This window comes from Acinetobacter sp. YH12251 (assembly GCF_013417465.1).
Classification (GTDB): Bacteria; Pseudomonadota; Gammaproteobacteria; order Pseudomonadales; family Moraxellaceae; genus Acinetobacter; species Acinetobacter amyesii.
Genome location: NZ_VPDZ01000017.1, coordinates 12,102 through 32,289 on the forward strand (window position 1 = coordinate 12,102; position 20,188 = coordinate 32,289).

The 20,188-nt window shown below is 40.2% G+C and carries 16 protein-coding genes and 1 pseudogene; 7 read left to right on the forward strand and 10 right to left on the reverse strand.

All coding sequences use genetic code 11. The features are described 5' to 3' along the window. Positions 1 to 107 precede the first annotated feature (107 nt). Entirely contained in the window at positions 108 to 1,001 is an 894-nt protein-coding gene (gene hcaR / locus FTV27_RS14360) for a DNA-binding transcriptional regulator HcaR (protein ID WP_180079088.1), read from the forward strand. Positions 1,002 to 1,380: 379 nt separating this feature from the next. Here hcaR and benE read toward each other — a convergent pair whose 3' ends face one another. The 6 genes from benE to catA all read right to left on the reverse strand — a co-directional run bounded on the left by benE (position 1,381) and on the right by catA (position 7,488). Next, complete coding sequence (gene benE / locus FTV27_RS14365; RefSeq protein ID WP_180079089.1) at positions 1,381 to 2,604, reverse strand: benzoate/H(+) symporter BenE; 1,224 nt, start codon at positions 2,602 to 2,604, stop codon at positions 1,381 to 1,383. Between the two features lie 63 nt (positions 2,605 to 2,667). Continuing rightward, the gene (gene benD, locus FTV27_RS14370) at positions 2,668 to 3,453 is read right to left on the reverse strand and encodes a benzoate diol dehydrogenase BenD (RefSeq protein ID WP_180079090.1); all 786 of its coding nucleotides are present in this window, start codon (positions 3,451 to 3,453) and stop codon (positions 2,668 to 2,670) included. 14 nt (positions 3,454 to 3,467) lie between these two features. After that, the gene (gene benC, locus FTV27_RS14375; protein ID WP_180079091.1) at positions 3,468 to 4,484 is read right to left on the reverse strand and encodes a benzoate 1,2-dioxygenase electron transfer component BenC; all 1,017 of its coding nucleotides are present in this window, start codon (positions 4,482 to 4,484) and stop codon (positions 3,468 to 3,470) included. Positions 4,485 to 4,578: 94 nt separating this feature from the next. Continuing rightward, entirely contained in the window at positions 4,579 to 5,088 is a 510-nt protein-coding gene (gene benB, locus FTV27_RS14380) for a benzoate 1,2-dioxygenase small subunit (protein ID WP_180079092.1), read from the reverse strand. Next, positions 5,085 to 6,482, reverse strand: coding sequence for a benzoate 1,2-dioxygenase large subunit (gene benA, locus FTV27_RS14385; RefSeq protein ID WP_180079093.1), 1,398 nt, complete (start codon positions 6,480 to 6,482; stop codon positions 5,085 to 5,087). The genes benB and benA overlap by 4 nt, the downstream gene beginning before the upstream one ends. A gap of 85 nt (positions 6,483 to 6,567) precedes the next feature. Then, the gene (gene catA / locus FTV27_RS14390; protein ID WP_078193335.1) at positions 6,568 to 7,488 is read right to left on the reverse strand and encodes a catechol 1,2-dioxygenase; all 921 of its coding nucleotides are present in this window, start codon (positions 7,486 to 7,488) and stop codon (positions 6,568 to 6,570) included. Positions 7,489 to 7,769: 281 nt separating this feature from the next. On the opposite strand from catA, the gene FTV27_RS14395 reads away from it, so the two are divergent. The 5 genes and pseudogenes from FTV27_RS14395 (at position 7,770) to FTV27_RS14415 (ending at position 14,672) form a co-directional block, all read left to right on the forward strand. Continuing rightward, positions 7,770 to 8,684: a LysR family transcriptional regulator gene (locus FTV27_RS14395; RefSeq protein WP_180079094.1), complete on the forward strand. Its 915-nt coding sequence runs from the start codon at positions 7,770 to 7,772 to the stop codon at positions 8,682 to 8,684. Positions 8,685 to 8,875: 191 nt separating this feature from the next. After that, positions 8,876 to 9,232: pseudogene (locus tag FTV27_RS14400) on the forward strand (MFS transporter); the annotation flags it as partial. Positions 9,233 to 9,371: 139 nt separating this feature from the next. Beyond that, positions 9,372 to 10,745: an MFS transporter gene (locus tag FTV27_RS14405; protein ID WP_180054691.1), complete on the forward strand. Its 1,374-nt coding sequence runs from the start codon at positions 9,372 to 9,374 to the stop codon at positions 10,743 to 10,745. Between the two features lie 126 nt (positions 10,746 to 10,871). Then, positions 10,872 to 12,173 carry a DcaP family trimeric outer membrane transporter gene (locus tag FTV27_RS14410; protein ID WP_180079095.1) on the forward strand — a complete coding sequence of 434 codons (1,302 nt, stop codon included), beginning with the start codon at positions 10,872 to 10,874 and terminating at the stop codon, positions 12,171 to 12,173. Positions 12,174 to 12,542: 369 nt separating this feature from the next. Continuing rightward, positions 12,543 to 14,672 carry a TonB-dependent receptor domain-containing protein gene (locus FTV27_RS14415; RefSeq protein WP_180079096.1) on the forward strand — a complete coding sequence of 710 codons (2,130 nt, stop codon included), beginning with the start codon at positions 12,543 to 12,545 and terminating at the stop codon, positions 14,670 to 14,672. 108 nt (positions 14,673 to 14,780) lie between these two features. Here FTV27_RS14415 and FTV27_RS14420 read toward each other — a convergent pair whose 3' ends face one another. Both FTV27_RS14420 and FTV27_RS14425 read right to left on the reverse strand, forming a co-directional pair. After that, positions 14,781 to 16,217 (reverse strand): amidase, encoded by a 1,437-nt coding sequence (locus FTV27_RS14420; protein ID WP_180079097.1) that lies wholly within the window; start codon positions 16,215 to 16,217, stop codon positions 14,781 to 14,783. A gap of 120 nt (positions 16,218 to 16,337) precedes the next feature. Continuing rightward, positions 16,338 to 17,762 carry a PLP-dependent aminotransferase family protein gene (locus FTV27_RS14425; protein WP_180079098.1) on the reverse strand — a complete coding sequence of 475 codons (1,425 nt, stop codon included), beginning with the start codon at positions 17,760 to 17,762 and terminating at the stop codon, positions 16,338 to 16,340. A 197-nt stretch (positions 17,763 to 17,959) separates the two neighbouring features. Between FTV27_RS14425 and FTV27_RS14430 the strand changes: the two genes are divergently transcribed. Then, positions 17,960 to 18,775: a hypothetical protein gene (locus tag FTV27_RS14430; RefSeq protein WP_180079099.1), complete on the forward strand. Its 816-nt coding sequence runs from the start codon at positions 17,960 to 17,962 to the stop codon at positions 18,773 to 18,775. A 219-nt stretch (positions 18,776 to 18,994) separates the two neighbouring features. Here the strand turns inward: FTV27_RS14430 and FTV27_RS14435 are convergent, their stop codons facing one another. Further along, positions 18,995 to 19,153, reverse strand: coding sequence for a hypothetical protein (locus FTV27_RS14435; protein ID WP_180079100.1), 159 nt, complete (start codon positions 19,151 to 19,153; stop codon positions 18,995 to 18,997). A gap of 121 nt (positions 19,154 to 19,274) precedes the next feature. Further along, a complete protein-coding gene (locus tag FTV27_RS14440) occupies positions 19,275 to 20,156 on the reverse strand; it encodes a LysR family transcriptional regulator (protein ID WP_218949575.1) in 882 nt (293 codons plus the stop codon). Positions 20,157 to 20,188 lie beyond the last annotated feature (32 nt).

Consider the following 20,188-nt stretch of genomic DNA (forward strand, 5'->3'; position numbering starts at 1 on the left):
ATTTAAATAAAAAATGAACATTTCACCACAAAATATAAGACTATTTTAGCTTGCTAACAGAATTGTATTAAAAACGTCCTAAGGATTGGACTACACAGGTGACTTAAATGGAATTAAGACATTTAAAATATTTTGTCATGGTTGCACAAGAACTTAATTTTAGCCAAGCGGCCTTAAAACTTTATACGGCTCAGCCTTCTCTTAGCCAACAAATCAAAGACCTCGAAGAGTTTATTGGCGTACAGTTATTTATTCGCTCTAAACGTAAAGTTGAACTAACCGATGAAGGAATTGTTTTTTTGGAACATGCCAAAAATATTTTGGAATGTGCCGATAAAGCAGTAGCGATGACGCGCCAAGTCAAAAAAGCCAAAGACCAAAAAATCACCATTGGCTTTGTACCAGTTGCAGAAATGAAAATTTTCCCTTTTATTATTCCGAAACTCACAGAGATGTTTCCTGACTTAAAGGTTGAACTTTTAAGCTTAAATGACACTCAAATCATCAGTGATTTACATAATGGACGTATTGATATCGCCATTTCTAGGGTAGATGTTAATAACCATGAAATTTCGAGTCAGTTAATTTTTGAAGAGCCTTTAATTTTCTTGATGAATAATCAGCATCCATTTGCAAATCAAAATAAAATATCCGTCAAATCTTTAGAAGAAATTGATTTTATTATTCCTGCTGAGGAAGTGTCGTCAGTTCTACATCACAAGATTTTAAAATTTGCAGAAGACAAAAAGATCAACTTAAAAATCATCCAGCGCGCCAGTAATATTTTATTCAACATTAATTCAATCAATATCACGCAGTCATGTACGATTTTACCGAGTTATATTGCTGATATTGCTTATGAAAACATTATTGTCAAAAAGTTAGATACGGACCTTCCAACTATCAACTTATATATGAGTAAGCGCAGTACAAATACATCACCTAGTGTGCAAGCATTTATTAATTTAATTAACGATTTTTTTCATTTGAAGTTTGATTGAAGTTTATCATTTAGTTAAGTGATTCTATTCAATAAATAATCTTCTCAGGGGGGTAAAAACCTTTAGATTTACGCTGCTGATAAAGTTTATGTTGGTTCAAATTAGATGGTTTTTTTTAAACTAAGGCTAGGTGGCGATTACTTCATCATAAAAATTGAATCTGTGCGTTGCTATGCTTATTTGCCTAAAGGGTTCGCTGGATTGCCAAAGTTGTAGAGCTTTTATTGACTGCTGTGGGATTAGATGTTCAATAAGCTTTTGAAATCGCTCATCGAGAATTGCCTGAATTAACCGAAGTCTAAATGAAAGCATTTTATTTTTGATTAAACAAAGAAGATGTAATTTTCCATCTTCTTTGTATTAGCAATGCGTTTGGATATTATGAACTTTTAGAATCTTGAGTCGTTGTCATCGGCGCTTGTGTAGTTACACGGTTGGTCAAAATGATATGTGCCGCAACACCGATACAAATCCCCCAAAAAACTGAGCTTAGCCCTAAAAAATGCATACCTGAGGCTGTCGCTAAAAAGGTGATCAGCGCTGCATCACGGTTGGCCTCATTTTTCATTGCAACCGACATATTTGTTCCAATCGCACCTAATAACGCTAGACCTGCAAGTGCGGCGACCAACTCTTTAGGTAATAGGCTAAATAACATGACAATGCTCCCTGCAAATAAGCCGCCTAAAATATAAAAAATACCATTGGCAATACCGGCTATATAGCGTTTTTCTTTAAGTTCATGTGCATCTTTGCCCATACACATGGCTGCAGTAATAGACGCTAAAACAATGGTAATGCCTCCGACACATGCGACAACGAGCGAGGCAATACTGGTTGCTGTGATAATCGGCTTGGCTGGCGTGTCATATCCACTGAGTTTCATGATCGCCATCCCCGGAAGGAATTGACCACTCAGACTGACTAAGATTAAGGGAATCGCCAAATTTAAAGTTGAGTTCCAAGTCCAAATTGGGGCAATAAACTGCGGTATAGCGAGTTGAAAATTCACATTAACAGGATTGATTTTCCCTAATGTAAAACTCAGGACAACACCAGTTAGCAAGACCCAAATCATCGCGTAGCGTGGCGATAGTCTTTTAGAAATCAGAAAGACCAATAACATGCCAAAGACAATGATCGGCATACTATCTGTAGCAGTGAACAGTCCAAGCCCAAACTGAAATAAAATACCTGCCATCATTCCCGCAGCGACATCTTGAGGAATCCATTTTAGGAGTTTGTCAAAATAGCCGGTGATTCCAATCAAAAATATAACGATAGCAGACGTGATATAAGCCGCTATGGCTTCATTCAGCGAAATATTCGGAAAGAGGGTGACTAAAAGAGCCGTACCGGGCGCTGACCACGCGGTAATCACCGGGGTTTTATATTTAATAGAGAGATAAATACCCGCCAGTGCCGCGCCAATAGAAATCCCCCAAATCCATGAAATCATCATGGCTGGGGAAACTTGGGCTTTTTGTGCGGCTTGGAAAAAAATAATCAATGGGCCTGAATAGGAGATCAGCACGGCTAAAAATCCTGCAACCGTCGCTGAGATCGACCAATCTTCTTTTAATGTTTTTAACAGGGGTGCCATCGCTTTTGCCTCCATGCGACTATGTCAATGAGCCTGTTGAATTTAACCAATGACGGTATAGCGTTAACCTTGATCTCCACCACCAACAGGGACGACTGTTCCTGTCATATAAGATGAATCATCGGATGCCAAAAATAGGATGGCATTGACTTGTTCCTGAATTGTGCCATAGCGCCCCAAGAATGTACGGTCAATGGTTTGATCGACCACGTCTTGCATCCATTGTTTTTCATGATCTGACAATGGGTTGGCGTTTCTTGGTACTTTCCGTGGTGGTGCTTCTGTGCCACCTGTGGCTACGGCATTGACTCGAATACCATCTTTTGCATGCTCAAAAGCGAGTGCAGCGGTTAAGCCATTGACCCCACCTTTTGACGCTGAATATGGCACACGGTTAATACCACGGGTTGCAATAGAAGATACATTTACAATCGTCCCTTGCTGATTTTTAATCATTTCAGGTAACACGGCTCGGCAGCACCACATAGTTGGAAATAATGAACGATTAACTTCCTTAACGATTTCTTCTTCTGAAAACTCTTGGAAGGGCTTCATCCAAATCGCACCTCCGACGTTATTGATCAAGATATCAATTCGGCCATATTTTTTAATGGCTTGGGTAGCAACTGATTGAGCGCCTGCATATGTTTCAAGATTGGCTTTAACAATAATGGCATCGCCATTATGGGCTTGAATATCGTTCAGCGTATCTTCAACAAAATCTGAGAGATCTGCCAATACCACTTGAGCGCCTTCCCGTGCCACTTGTAGTGCGACTCCACGACCGATACCTTGAGCGGCACCGGTTACAATCACAACTTTATTGCTAAATCTGGCTTGTTCTGACATTAAACTATTCTCCCTTAATTCGCTGAGAATTTTTCAAACAAGAAGTTTGCAGGTTTAACGCCTTCTGTATCTAACCAGCCACGTACAGCTTCAACCATCGGCACAGGACCACAGAGATAAATATCTACATCGCCGTTGTTTAACCAATCTTTTTCAACATGACTGGTCACATAGCCTTTACGTTCATGCTGTGACTCAGGGTGAGCGACCACAGTACGGTATTCGAACCAAGGGAGTTTGCTTTGTAATTCATCGAGCTTGTCTTTTGCCACGATGTCAAAGTCATTGGTTACGCCAAATACAAGACGAACAGGTTGTTCAGAACCTTTTTCTTCAAGCACTTGTAACATGGACATAAACGGCGCAATACCTGTACCACCTGCAAGCATGACCACAGGGCGGACGACATTACGCAGATAAAAACTACCAAAAGGACCTTTGAAGGTCATTTTGTCGCCGGCTTTCGCATTGGCACTCAGGAAGGTACTCATTTTTCCTTCAGGGACATTACGAACCACGAAGCCTGTTAAACGATTGCCCGGCTTTGAACTAAACGAATACGAACGAGTTTCTTCAGTCCCCGGAATGCCGACATTGACGTATTGACCTGCCAAGAAGTTAATGTCAGGTTGATCTTCATCCAGTTGAATATCAAAGGTAATCGTAGAATCCGACATATTTTTAACACGAGACAATGTGCCTTGAAACTCATGAATTTCAGTTTTACACACGTCAGATGATGCACTGATTTGGAAAACCGCATCTGAACTTGGACGACATTGGCAAGCTAAAATATAACCTTGCTCAGCTTCTTCGGGGGTTAAAGCGTCTTCGATATAAGATTCTTCAGGCATGTCGTAAGTACCTGACTCACAAAATGCACGGCATGTCCCGCATGCGCCATCACGGCAATCTAGAGGGATATTGATTTTTTGACGATAGGCTGCGTCGGATAAGGTTTCACCTTGAGCAACACTAATAAAACGAGTAACGCCATCTTCAAATTGAAGTGCAACATTATGGTTTGACATGGCTGAATATCCTTTTGAAAATCTGGTATAACGTGTCCTTTCAGCCAAATATCCTTCTGGCTGAAAGTTAAACCTTGCTTAGTGAAATAAGCTTTTAGAGGTGATAAATATCAATAACTTGGTTGATATAATCGTTTTTAAGAACTACATATTTGCTGAGGATTTTTGGCTGCTCACCTGAAAAATCAATTTCATAACGTGACATGCCAAAGTAGCTATAGTTGGTTTTGTAGCGGAAACTTAAGGTGTTCCAGTTAAAACGCACCGTTACTTTGTCGCCATCACGTTCAATAATCTCGACGTTATTAATGTTATGGCTGGTTCGTGTATCCGGCATCGTGGCAGATGAACGCTCAGTTTTAATGCGGAAGACACGGTCTTCTAAACCTTGACGGTCTGGATAATAAATCAAAGAAATCTCAGACTGCGGATCTTCCGTTAGGCGGTCATCGTCATCCCAAGCAGGCATCCAAAATGATGCAGATGGGGCATAGCACTCTAGCCATTCATCCCACTTTTCATCATCTAAAAAACGCGCTTCGCGGTAGAGGAACTGAGATACAGCTTCAATGCTTACGCTGTCTAAATGTGCAGTTGCATTCATGCGACATCTCCTTGTTCATTTGCGACTTGTTGTGCCAATTCTTTTTCTTCAGCGATGGCATGTTTCATGGTTTTTAACCAATATTGATGCTGAGCAAGGTAAAGACCTTCATCTTCGGTTTTGATGCCACTTAATAGTGGTTTTAGACCAATTTCATTGGCTGCATCATCCGGTCCATGAATCCAGTGTTTTGAACCACGGCACATGTCGTTCCATTCCAGTTCAATCCCTGCATAACCTGCTTGGCAGGCACGGAATTCTTCTAAATCATCGGGTGTTGCCATGCCTGAGGCATTAAAGAAGTCTTCATATTGACGAATACGACGTGTACGTGCTTCTGGCTCTTCACCGACAGGGGCGATACAGTAAATGGTGACTTCAGTTTTATTGACAGAAATCGGGCGTAAAACTCGAATTTGTGAACCGAATTGATCCATCAAATAGACGTTTGGATAAAGACATAGGTTACGTGAACGCTCGATCATCCATTTCGACATCGGTGCGCCGAATTTTTCGGTATATTCATCGGCTTTGCTAAAGTTTGGACGGTCTTCTGGGTTTGCCCATTGGGTCCATAACAACATGTGACCACTGTCAAAACCATAAGAACCACCACCTTGCTTGCCCCAAGAACCCGCACTCATAGCACGAATATTATCTGCCGCTTGTGCTTCTTTACGGTGCTGAGTGGTCGCTGCATAGTTCCAATGCACGGCTGATACGTGATAGCCATCTGCGCCATTTTCAGCTGTAAGTTTCCAGTTACCTTCATAGGTATAGGTAGATGAACCACGTAAAACTTCCAAACCGTTTTTCGACTGACCTTCGATCATGTCGATAATTTTGGTGGTTTCACCTAAGAATTCTTCAAGGCTTGGCACATCAGGATTTAAGCTACCAAATAAAAAGCCTTTATAACTTTCAAAGCGCGCGACTTTTTTCAAGTCATGTGAACCATCTTGGTTAAAGCAATCTGAATAACCAGCTTCAGCAGGGTCTTTAACTTTGAGCAATTTACCTGAGTTATTAAAAGTCCAACCATGGAATGGACAGGTGTAGGTTGCTTTGTTGCCTTTTTTATAACGACATAACTGTGCGCCACGGTGTGAGCAGGCATTGATCATGGCATTCAGTTCACCATTACGGTTACGTGCAATGATGATCGGCTGGCGACCGATATGAGTCGTGTAATAATCATTGTTATTTGGAATTTGGCTTTCATGTGCCAAATACACCCAGTTACCTTCAAAAATGTATTTCATTTCAAGATCAAACAACGCTTGATCGGTAAATACTGAGCGGTGCAGTTTAAATTCACCAGTGTCAAAATTATCGACAAGAAGTTCATCAATACGATCTAGATGGCTGGTGTTAATTACAGGAATACGTGGCATGTCCATTCTCCGACTGTCCAATGAGGGGATAGTCACCGAGTTGTCAGACTTAGATGAGACAGCTCGGCTTCCTTAGATTGAGTAATTAAGCGCTAGCGCGTCGACGATCTACTTCAGTATTTGGTGCAGCAGCTTGTTCTTTAACTAACTCAACATTAAAGCTAATGTGCTTAAACGGTTGGTTTAGACCACGACGTGCAATTTCAGCTTCGTCTGTGATATCAACAGCAGTTGCCACCAGACCATCACGAGTTGCAAAGGCAAAGTCGTCCCAAAGGTATTTATCACCTTCGATGTTGAATTGAGTAGTTAGCTTGCGGTAACCCGGTGCAGAGATAAAATAATGTACATGTGATGGACGGTTACCATGACGGCCTAGTTTGTCTAAAACAAATTGAGTTGTACCTTCTGGAGGGCAGCCATAACCAACGGGCATCGTAGTTTGTGCAACATATTTACCGTCTTGGTCAGAAAGAATCGTACGGCGAAGGTTAAAGTCAGATTGAGACTTATCAAAGAAAGAATAGTTACCTAGGCTGTTGGCATGCCAAATTTCAACTTTAGCGCCTTCAATGATGTTGCCTTCGGTATCTGTTACCGTACCTTCAATAAACAGAGTTGGAATTTTATCGGTTTCCGTACCATCATCCATACGAGCAAAGCCCACTGATTCAGGTGCGCCAGCCACATATAAAGGGCCTTCAATGGTACGTGGTGTACCACCTGTAATACCTGCTTTCGCATCAGCTTCATCGGCACGTAAATCTAGATAGTGCTCTAAACCTAAACCAGCGGCTAAAAGACCTAATTCGTTCGCTTGACCCGCGTCTGTAAAATACTCTAGACCTTTCCATAGTTCAGTTTGAGTAATATCTAGATCTTCAATCGCTTGGAATAAATCACCCAATAAACGTACCACAACTTGCTGTACACGTTGGTCAACAGGCCCTGTCGCTGTATCTACGTTCATTTGTTTAACCAGAACATCAATCTCTTGACGGTTCATACTATATCTCCTTAAGTATGCATTTAAGTTTGGGTGGCTATCACTCGATAAAAGAGGTCTTTGGCTGCCACGTTCCTTGTTTGGTTGTCTAACAATACTTTTTAAGTTGTTTCGTGTAGCGGCTGAAGCCTCTTTCAGGTAATGCGCTGCACGATGTTTTTGATCTGTTGGATGGGATTAAATTTGCTTAATCCTGTCTATGTGATATACCTTAAAAGAATAAAATCTTCACGTCGAAGATCAAATTTGCATTTTATTATACTTAATAGGTATCGATAACCATGGAACTAAGACACTTAAGATACTTTGTCGCGGTGGTTGAAGAGCAGAGTTTTACCAAAGCGGCAGAAAAACTATATATAGCTCAACCACCTTTGAGTCGGCAGATTCAAAATTTGGAACATGAGCTTGGAATTCAGTTATTTGAACGAGGTAGCCGTCCGCTTAAGACTACAGAAGCAGGTCAATTTTTTTATCATCATGCTTTAAAACTTTTGTCTAATGCAGAAGAAATTAAATCAATGACGAAACGAATCGGTTTGACAGAACGGACCGTGACAATCGGTTTTGTGAGCTCTTTATTGTTTGGTTTACTCTCGAATATTTTGTATTTATTTAAACAACAACATCCACATTTAAAAATAGAAATGGAGGAAATGGCGACCACTGAACAAATCAAAGCATTAAAAGAAGGCCGTATAGATGTCGGCTTTGGTCGATTGCGTATTTCAGACCCTGCGATCAAACGGGTTTTACTGCGTGAAGAACGCTTAGTGGTAGCCTTACATGCCAGTCATCCTTTTGCACAAAAAAAGGAAGGTATATATCTTGCAGATCTGATCGATCAGCAATTGATTTTTTACCCAAATCACAATAAACCGAATTTTTCGACCCAAGTGCGTGGCATATTTTCAGAGTATGGTTTGGAACCTAAAAAAGTACGTGAAGTACGTGAATTACAACTGGCCTTGGGCTTTGTTGCAGCGAATGAAGGGGTTTGTATCACCCCAATGAGTGCCCAAAGTGTGCAATTAACACATTTAACCTTTGTTCCTATCTTAGATGAAGCCGCGATTAGCCCTGTATTTATGGCTGTACGTCATATGGATGAAAGCGAAGATATTCGTGGTTTATTTGATAGTGTTTATCAAGTATATGATTTAGAAGCGATTCCTTATGATCGTGCTGTGTTTTGAGTATGCTGTCGCTAGACGTTCAGATGAACTGCACATATGAAATGATCTATTTAAATAAAGCGGAATCAAGGGATTAATTTGTATTCAACTTTTTAGGTATACAAACATGCCTAATCGGTTTTGGACATTAAGCACCAACTTATTCATTGTGAAAAGCGAATTTTACAAGCTTCACAATTAGGAGGTGGGCTATGCAAAACCAGAAAATTAATATTAATACCTTGGTTGATGAAGCCAAATTTACGCCATTTCATTGGGGTGTTTTGATTTGGTGTCTTTTGATTATTATTTTTGACGGTTATGACTTGGTGATCTATGGCGTTGCCTTACCGTTGTTGATGCAAGAATGGTCCTTATCTGCGGTACAAGCCGGCTTACTGGCAAGTACGGCTTTATTTGGCATGATGTTTGGTGCCATGTGTTTTGGCACACTGTCGGATAAAATTGGTCGCAAAAAAACCATTATGATCTGTGTCGGTATCTTTAGTGGTTTTACCTTCTGCGGCGCTTTTGCAAGTACTCCCGTTGAGTTTGGTATTTTACGTTTTAAATAAAGCGGAATCAAGGGATTAATTTGTATTCAACTTTTTAGGTATACAAACATGCCTAATCGGTTTTGGACATTAAGCACCAACTTATTCATTGTGAAAAGCGAATTTTACAAGCTTCACAATTAGGAGGTGGGCTATGCAAAACCAGAAAATTAATATTAATACCTTGGTTGATGAAGCCAAATTTACGCCATTTCATTGGGGTGTTTTGATTTGGTGTCTTTTGATTATTATTTTTGACGGTTATGACTTGGTGATCTATGGCGTTGCCTTACCGTTGTTGATGCAAGAATGGTCCTTATCTGCGGTACAAGCCGGCTTACTGGCAAGTACGGCTTTATTTGGCATGATGTTTGGTGCCATGTGTTTTGGCACACTGTCGGATAAAATTGGTCGCAAAAAAACCATTATGATCTGTGTCGGTATCTTTAGTGGTTTTACCTTCTGCGGCGCTTTTGCAAGTACTCCCGTTGAGTTTGGTATTTTACGTTTTCTTGCCGGTCTAGGCATCGGTGGCGTTATGCCGAACGTTGTCGCATTAATGACAGAATACGCGCCAAAACGTATACGCAGTACCTTGGTTGCACTAATGTTTAGTGGTTATGCCATAGGTGGTATGGCTTCAGCGTTATTGGGTGCTTGGTTAGTGCCTGTATATGGCTGGAAAATCATGTTTTATATTGCGATTATTCCATGTCTTGCATTGCCTTTAATTTGGAAATTCCTCCCTGAATCATTGATGTATTTAACCTCAAAGCATCAAACAGATACGACTCGAACAATTGTCTCTAAAATTGCTCCTGAACAAGTCCTCACAACGGATACTCAATTTGTACTCAATGAAGTTTCTGAAGAAGACAAAGCACCGTTAAAAGCATTATTTCAACAAGGGCGTAGTTTCAGTACGTTTATGTTCTGGATTGCATTTTTCATGTGCTTATTGATGGTTTATGCACTTGGAAGTTGGTTACCAAAATTGATGATCCAAGCTGGCTATTCGCTTGGTGCAAGTATGATTTTCCTCTTTGCACTGAATATTGGTGGAATGGTAGGTGCTATTGGTGGTGGTGCTTTGGCAGACCGATTCCATATCAAAAAAGTACTGAGCATCATGTTCATGTGTGGCGCATTGGCTTTAATCTTACTAGGCTTTAACAGTCCGCAAATGGTTCTGTATACCTTAATTGCTGTAGCAGGTGCAGCTACCATCGGTTCGCAAATCCTACTTTATACCTTTGTCGCACAATACTACCCAACCACAGTACGTTCTACAGGTATGGGTTGGGCATCGGGGATTGGACGAATTGGTGCAATCGTTGGACCGGTACTTACTGGTGCGCTGTTAACCATGAATTTGCCGCATCAAATGAACTTCTTGGTGATAGCCATTCCCGGTGTCATTGCTTCTTTAGCAATATTTATGGTGAATTTGCAAGCGTCTGTAGAGGCATCTACTCAAGGTCAATCGCCAAAACTCAATACGCAAGCTATCAAAAATCCAGCGAATTAAGCCGATATTTAAAGATTTAACATTACCCCAAAATTTTAAGTTTCTAGGCCCTGATGCACAGCATGAGGGCTAGTGGGAAATTGTGACAAAAAATAAGGAAAGGGCATAGCCCAAATCGAGGTCAGGATGAAAACTCAAAAGCTAAATTTAGTCAAAAAAACCTTTAAAATGAAACCGATGATACTGGCTTGTGCAGCCGCGTTCCCCATGTGGACACATGCGGCAGTCAGCGAGGCTGAAGTTGAACAGTTGCGTGAAGAAGTCAAAGCGTTAAAAGCCATGATGCAGCAATATATTCAACAACAAAACACCTTGTCGAGTGAAATCAAAGATGTAAAACAACGACCTGTAGTTGCTGCACAGACTCAAACACCGAGCCTGAGTTTAAATACCAAATCGGGCGCTGAGTTTAGCTTGTATGGCAATGTGCGAGCAGATGCATCTTATCAGGCAGAAGGCGGCAGCTTATCTCGCCTGTATAACCAAATGAATAGTGTTCCGCTAGAAGGGAATGCTGAAAGTTCAGATCGTTTAAAAGTAACACTTGCTGCTACACGTTTAGGACTAGACTTTAAAACGCCGACTCAAGTGGGCGATGTAGGCGGTAAAATTGAAGTCGACTTTTTGGGTGCAAATGATGGACTGAGGATTCGTCATGCCTATTTAACTTATGGTGATTGGTTGGTGGGGCAAACATGGTCTAACTTTGCTGTACCTGATTATATGCCTGAAACCATTGATGCATTGGGCTATGTCGGTGGTGCTGTTAAACGTACACCGCAAGTTCGCTATAGTCACAAATTTAGTCCAGAGACAAATCTTGTACTCGCTGCAGAAGATTCTAAGGATGACAGCTCAATTATGCGTTTGCCTGCATTAACAGCGCGGTTAAACCATAAAATGACAGATACACTCATGTTGAGCGCACGTGCGATGGGTGCTGAAAAGAAAACGGATACGGATACAGAAACCGCATGGGGACTTGGTCTGGGCGCAAAGCTAGATTTGACGGATAAAACAGTGCTCAAAGCGGATTATTACCATGTCAAAGGCGACAGTAGTTTTGTGTCATGGACCAACCAAGGTTTTGTGACCAATGCAGATAAAGACATCATCGCCACCAATGAATTTGACTCGATTACAGTAGGTTTAACTCAACAAATTTCAGCACAATGGCGCGGAACATTGGGCTATGGTTATATGAAAGCAGATGGTAATGCAGATTATGTCAACTCATTAGTTGATAAAACCAAGGCCAATAAAAACTTGTGGCAAGCATGGGCAAATGTATTTTACAGCCCTGTTAAGCCGATTAGTTTAGGTCTGGAATATGTCTATGGTGAACGTGAAGCTTTTGGCGCTGCACCAAATGGCAGTACTGAGGGGGAAGATAACCGAATCAATGCAGTCGCGATGTACAACTTCTAATGCTATTACAGAGAATAGTTTAATTTAAATTGCCTTAGAAATTTCAATATCAATTTAACGAGAGCGTGATTGAAATTATATTCAGGTTTTAACATCTGACTTTCCGACAATCTTTCAATGCGTGCTCTCAATTCATACTAGCCCTTGATCTTCACTGATTGAGGGCTTTTATCTTATTTAGAAACTTATATTTTTTGACTAAAAAATATAATTATCTGTTTTATTTCATTTAACAAATCATTTGAATATAAAAATACGAAGAAGGATATTGATAAAAATCATGAATTTTGAAATATTTTGATACATACATGACGATAAAACACACTACAATCCTTGCCGTAAATTTCGTTTCACTTAGAAGACGCAATCATGGATGTCCCTCAATTTTCCAAATATAACAACACGTCACTTAAGCTTTTAAGCCTGATGATGCTTACTGCAATGGCACAATATAGTGTTGCAGATAGCAATGTATTACCTGAAATCACCATTAACGTTGAACAAAGTTCAATGGATGAAAAAATAAAAAAAGCACTGACTAAAGTAAATGGTGCAACCAATGCGATCGTTGCAGCAGACATTCAAGATGTACCCAAGCGAACAAATGCTGATTTATTTAAAAATCAACCGGGGATATACGCGGCATCTTCAGGAAATGAAGGGGTGAAACTGTCGATACGTGGCTCGGGGATCAATCGTGCACCGGGGGCGCATGCTTCAGGGTTGTATATAACCTTAGATGATTTGCCATTTACAGGGCCAGGAGGAACACCTTATGAACTGCTTGAGCCGCTGTGGGTAGACCATATAGAGGTTTTACGAGGGGCTAATGGTTTAACACGTGGCGCATTAAGCTTGGGTGGTCTAATTAACTATGCAAGCCCAACAGGAAAAAATGCAGCAAAACTGTCAGTGCATCATGAAATGGGCAGCCACGGTTATCAAAAAAGTGAAATCAGTTCAGGACAACAAATCGGTGACTTAGACTATTATCTTTCCTTAACACAAAGTGATGATGACGGTTTTCAAGATCATGCTTCAAGCCAGAGCAAAGGTTTATCGGCCAATGTGGGATATAAAATAAACCCTAACCTAGATACACGTTTTTATCTGCGTTACCGAGAGACTGAACACCAAACGCCGGGACGTCTAACCCAACAACAGATTGAACAAAATCCAAAACAAGCAGTAGCCCAAAATATCTCGCTGAATAATAATCGTCCGCAGCCGGGAAGTCTTTGGTTGGCGAATAAAACCAATATGACTTTGGACTCGGGCGATCGTTTACAGTTGGGTCTGGCCTATCATCATTATCCGATGGATTTGCAAGAAGGTTTGTATAGTACCGATGTTGACTATGACGATATTATTACCTTATTTAACTACCAATTTGACCGAACGCTATGGGGGCATGAAAGCCAAAATACTTTAGGTTTTCGTAGTACCACGCATTTGCCAGATGGTCAGGTCGTTGAACGCTTGCGTGTAGCGCAAGGCGCCTATGCTGCGGGTACAGAAACGCGGCATTATACCTACCAAGGTGGTGACTATGTTTTACATTATGCCAATGCCTTGGCACTACACCCACAGTTTTGGCTCGATAGTCGAGTTGCATTGGCGTACACCCATCGTGAAAGTGAAGTGACATGGCCTGTGCAAAGTCATAAAGAAAATATTCGTGAATGGAATGTCCTGCCATCGCTAGGTTTTCGATATCAAATCCAACCTGAAACACAGCTCTTTGCCAATGTCAGTCGAAGCTTAGAAGCACCACATCCTTGGGCTTTAATTTGGGGTTCGGATCAAAAGTTCCCCGACGAAAGTGGCGCAGCGACGGGACGCCAAAATGCTCCGATTCATTTGAATAGTCAGACAGCGAATACTCTTGAACTAGGTGGGCGTGGTCAACATGCACTGGGTGAGTGGAATATTGCATATTACTATTCACAGGTTAAAAATGAACTGTTGGCTGTTGAAATCCAACCAGAGCCTAATCCGATAATTTACGAATCGAATGCTTCAGACACCATCCATCAGGGGCTAGAACTCGGTTTAAACAGTTCACTTTGGCAAAATGATGTATATGGACAAGTTCAACTGAAACAAGCCTATACTTTGAATGATTTTCACTATAAAAATGATGCGGTATTTGGAAAAAATGAACTTGCAGGTATACCAAAACACATCTATCAGGCTGAACTGAAATACGAACATCCTTTAGGATTTTATGTTGCGGTGAATACACTTTATGCCGCAAAGGTCGCAACCGACTATGCCAATAGTTTCTACGCAAAAGATTGGCAAATTTGGGGAGCATCATTCGGCTATATGCAACCACAAAAACAGTATTTGGCTTGGTTGGATTTCAGAAATATGGCCAATAAAAAATATGCATCTACCGTGACACCGGGCTATAACGATGCCGGCAAAGATCCTGCTCGTTTAACACCGGCTGAAGGTCGGGCGGTATATGCAGGACTGACGTATCATTTTAATTAAGCATCTTATATTCAAATACAGCGAACAATTGAAAAGCCTTATGCTGCGGATTTGAAAATAAAAAAGGGAGCCAATCAGCTCCCTTTTTTTAAATCTTTGATTGAGTTGTTAAGCAGTACGAGGCATATCTTGAATACGTCGCCATGGCTGAGCTTCTTCAATTTCATACGCCAGTTCAATTAAGGTTTTTTCATCACCGACATCGGCTGAAATTTGCATACTGATTGGAAGTCCGTCGTTTTGCGTTTCTCCCATAGGAATCGACATACCCGGCGCACCCACCACATTTTGAATAGGTGTAAATGTTACATAGTTCTGTATACGCTCAAATAACTGGTCAAACGGTAATTGAGGTGACAAATAGCCAATTTTAGGTGTGGTATGTGCAAGTACAGGCGATAGCAAAACGTCATAATGCTTAAAGATTTCACGATATTGCTGCTGCATTTTCTTTAATCGATACAGAAATAGCGGGGTTTTATAAAAGTTCTTTTTATACAACTTCGATAAACCAACGGTTAACTGATCTAACTCTTTTGGATTAAAGTCAGCGCCAAAGATTTTCTTGCCAAAGGTACTCAGTAAAAAGGACAACATCCCCCAATATTCACTGAAATCTTCAACAAAGCTTAAGGAAAAAGGTAATTGAAGTTCTTCAACATGATGGCCTAATTTTTCTAAGAGTGCTGCGCTATGCATTAACGTTGCAGTTGTTTCGCTATCTATTTGCCCTGTAATCGATTGCGGGACTAAGCCTATGCGTAGTCGACGTTTAGAAGGGCCATGAATCATGCCTATTCGTGGCAGTTTTTTATTGTAATAACTTGACTCCATTCCTGCATAAAAATGCGCTGTATCTCGTATGCTACGGGTTAAAACACCTTCACTGATGATATTAATCGGAAGAGAACCTGCTGCTTCACTGTCATAAGTACGGCCACGGCTAGGCTTTAATCCAATCAAACCGCAGCATGCAGCAGGGATACGAATCGAACCACCGCCATCATTGGCATGGGCAATCGGAACTACACCGGCTGCAACGAGAGCTGCGGAACCCCCTGAAGATGCACCGCAGGAATAACCTAAATGCCAAGGGTTATAGGTGGCTGATCCATCTTTATATTCGGTGCTGGCATTTAGACCAAATTCAGGGAGCTTGGATTTTCCTAATACGACAAAACCTTGATCTAAGATTTGTTGGCTAATTTGAGGATTACGATCGGCTGGTTTTGAACCTATGGCCTTTGAACCATGGCGTGAGGGCAAGCCTTGATAATCTAGATTATCTTTAAAGAAAAAAGGGACGCCCGCAAAAAGACCATGTTCAACATATTGATTTTGCTCTAAAGCACGCTGAAAACAGTCCAATTCAATGGCATTTAGATACGGATTGACTTGTTCCGCACGTGCAATGGCCGCTTGTGTTATTTCCTGTACAGAGGCTTCTTTAGATTTGATGAGCTGTGCAATCCCCACAGCATCTAGATCTTTGAGTACATCCGAACTAAAGGCATGTATGCGTTGACTGTGTTTTTGATCTTCCATGAACTAACCTATTTGTTTTTTGAATTTTGGTAAATGTTGAATGAATTCGTTGTTATCTCAACAACAAATATATGTATTTGAACAATATCTGTTTGAGCATAATAATGACAATAAAAATTGTCAAATATTCATCTGATCTGAGGAAAGTGCAGAGATTGTACTAAGGAGGGCATCTAAAGCCTTTTGAATCTCATCCTTCCATGCAAAGGAACAATTTAAACGGATATATTGAGTTTTGGCTTCTGATACGTTAAATAAACGGCCTGGAGCAACGCCGATCTGCTGGTGAATTAGGGCTTCATAGACCGCCATACTTTCAACGTTTTCTGGTAATTTTAACCAAAGAAAATAACCGCTTGGATGATATTGTAATTTGCATCCAGTCGGTAGACGGCTTTCTAAATAACGATAAAACTGTAATTTATGTTGTTGTAGACTTTTTCTTAGGACCCGTAAATGTTTTTCATAATGATAATTTGAAATAAATTCCACCAAGGCATTTTGCAATAAGGTATTAACGGAAATAGTGCTCATAAGCTGTAAGTGTTGAATCGCTTGAGAGTATTTACCTGCATGCACCCAACCTACTCGAAATGCAGCGCCTAGCGTTTTAGAAAAAGATGAACAGTGTAAGACCATATTATTTTGGTCAAAGTATTTCATTGAAACAGGTTTCTTAGACGCATAATGCATTTCTTCATACACATCGTCCTCAATTAAATGCACATGATATTGGTGTAATAACACGGCAATTTTTTGCTTGATTTCATCACTCACTGTAAAGCCCACAGGATTATGCGAATTCAGCATCAGCCAACAAATTTTGACGGGATAAGTTTTTAAAATATGTTCAAATGCGGTTAAATCAAAACCGTCTTGTGGATGTTCAGGTAAGGTCACCACTTTAAGGCCTAAGCGCTCTGCAGCTTGCAAGGCGCCATAGAAAATATTTTGCTGTAACACAATATAATCACCCGGTGAGGCAATGGCCTGTAAGGAAAGATTCAGTGCATCCATACAGCCTGAGGTAATCACAATATCCTCTGGATCTGTGGCAATGCCTTGCATGCAATAACGCTGTGCAATCAACTTACGAAGGGCTAAATTACCGGGTGGAAGATTATCAATGGCATCGTAACTTTTGGGATTTCGGGAAATTTGCCCCATGATTTGGGTTAACTTTTTAGAAAAAACAATGTCTTGAGCTGGAAAAGCTGATCCCAAGGGAATGATTTTTTCATCTTGTATTGATTTTAAATACTTAAATACTAGTGAGTTAATTTCAACAGGAGTGTTTAAGGACACGATTTGAGCGTGTTCAGCCTCTATTTCGACTAAGCCTTGCGCCACATAGTAGCCTGATTTTTCACGTGCATAGATTAAGCCACGCGATTCTAACTCCTGATAAGCATTCATGACCGTGATTAAACTAAAGCCGGACAACTGCACTTGTTCACGCAAAGACGGGAGCTTTTCGTGAGCTTTTAAAGTGCCATTTTCAATCAGTTGACGTAGGTGCTGAGCAAGCTGTTCCGATTTATACATAGTCATCAACAAGATAAAGTTCTGTTATAAATATATCAGTAAATGAAACTTTATATTAAATTTTTATAACAGATGAGTCTGTACTGTTATAAGTTTTTTCAAAATCACTGTATCTAGTTTTAAGTTTGAATTTTTTATAAGGTGCATTGACCACAACACTTGTGGCGTCAAATGGTATGGAAGTTAGGGAGTTGAATATGTTTAAAGCCAGTGAATTAGAACTGTTACAACATTTACTGGTGGATGTTCCATTGACAGATTCAACGCTGCATCTGTTGCAACAACAGCATACTAATTTAGAAGCGGTACTTTTGCGCAGTCGAATTTTGCGTCAAGTACAGCAAGTGGGCTATGTCAGTATTTGTCAGGAGCATATGAATGCCAAGGCTGAAAATGCGGCTTTTTTATTTGCACCCTTTATCTTAGCGAATTTGAATCAGAAGGTGATCTACGCTGCACCGCAAAGCCCTGAAAATATTGCGATATTGAATCGTTATTATCATGCTGAGGCTAAACTTAGCGCATTTAAAGTTGATGATGTTTTATCGGGACTCAATGTCTACATTGAGCTACATAATGAACAACTATCGCCAGCAGAATACTTCTATTTTAGTTTGATCAATAGCTTATGTAATCCGAAAGTTTCCAGAATCATTTGTATTACACATCTAGATATCGACTTAGAAAAATTAAAACAGCTCGCTGAATTTTTAGATGTTGAAATCCATGTCTTGGCGGATAAAGCTGAACCGATTGATTTTGATCTAAATAAAATCAATATGTTAAAGCTGCTATTTAAAGACAAAGATCAGCAATATATCGATTTATGCCAAAAGTTTTCGTTTATCAATGCGAAAATTTTACAACGATTAGGTTTATATGAATTTGACCGTGCGCAAGTCTTGGTAGAAGACATGTTTTATTCAGAACACATCTTTGAAAAAATGTCGGTCTACGGTGAATATATTCAAACGCATCTACAGCACCAAGTGAAAAAGCAGAGTCCTGCATAAGCGATAAAGATGACTAATTAAGTTTATAGCTGTGAATTGATCACTTTAAAAATGCAAAAAGCTTGTAAATCTAGACTTACAAGCTTTTTTTAAATTCAAATTTAAACCAATTTATTTGGCCCAATGATCCGATTAATACTTTATGAACTGATCATGAGCAAACATGAAATGTAAGATATACATGCAATAGCGAGTTGCAATAAGTGAATAGATTATCGCTTAAGGTAGATAGGAATTATCTGCACCAACAACAAACGCTACACCAATACAGAATAAAAGCACATAGATCGAGAACCAAATAATGGCACGTTTAAAGGCCTTATCTGAAATTTCACTGTCTGCATATTTTTGCGGTTTGTTAGGCTCTTGATTGCTCATAAGATGTACTCTAAATCCCTAATGGTTATAAGTGATTATTGGGGTATATCACTTGAAAGCATAGATACAACATTCATCTAAATTTCTATAACAGTTATAGTTTAGAAGCAGCCATCCTGACTTAATCCATTAATAAACTATGATATTGATCGGTTCTTTTTCTCAAAAAGTCCCAGACCAGCTTAATGCGCGGCTCATGCTGTAAATCGACTAAGGTCAGCATCCAAAAGGTATGCACAAAACGAACATCTTGCGCCAAGACTTGTTCTAATTCGGGTTTTTCCTCGGCCAAAAATTTGGGCAATATTGCCAATCCTGCACCCGCACTCACGGCAATTTGTTGTGCCAAAATACTGCTACTTCTAAAGTTGGCATTAAGCTGAATAGGTAAGCGCTCTAAACAATACAGTTCAGGGCTATAGACCAAATCATCTATATAGTTCACAAAAGTATGTGATTTTAAATCTTCTAATGTATGAATGGGTTGCATGTTTTTTAGGTATTCTTTACTGCCATAAATTTTTAAACAATAGTCTGCTAGTCGAGTAATGATATAGGGGCCGGATTTCGGCCGATCAATTGAAATAACAATATCTGCTTCACGATGTGAAAGCTTGATCATTTTCGGCACTGGAATAAGGTCAATAGTCAGTAGAGGGTATTTTTTGGACAATTCTGCCAAGAGCTGTGTCAAAAATGCTGTTCCAAATCCTTCGGGTGTGCCAATTCGCACACGACCTTGCATAGGTTGGTTAGGTTTTTCGATTTGTAAAAATGCCTGTTCCATTTGTTCAACGCGAGGAACCAGTGCCAAACCGTCTAAAGTGAGCTCATAACCTGTGGCTTCACGTTTAAATAATGGCGTGCCTAAAGCCAGTTCTAGCGCATGTATACGTCGAGAAACCGTACTGTGCTCAACACCGATAATACGGGCGGTATTGGTTAGGGTTTTCGCACGAGCCAAAACCAAAAAATACTGTAAATGATCCCAGTCTACTTTCATTGTTATTGTCATCCCTGTGCATATTTGCACAT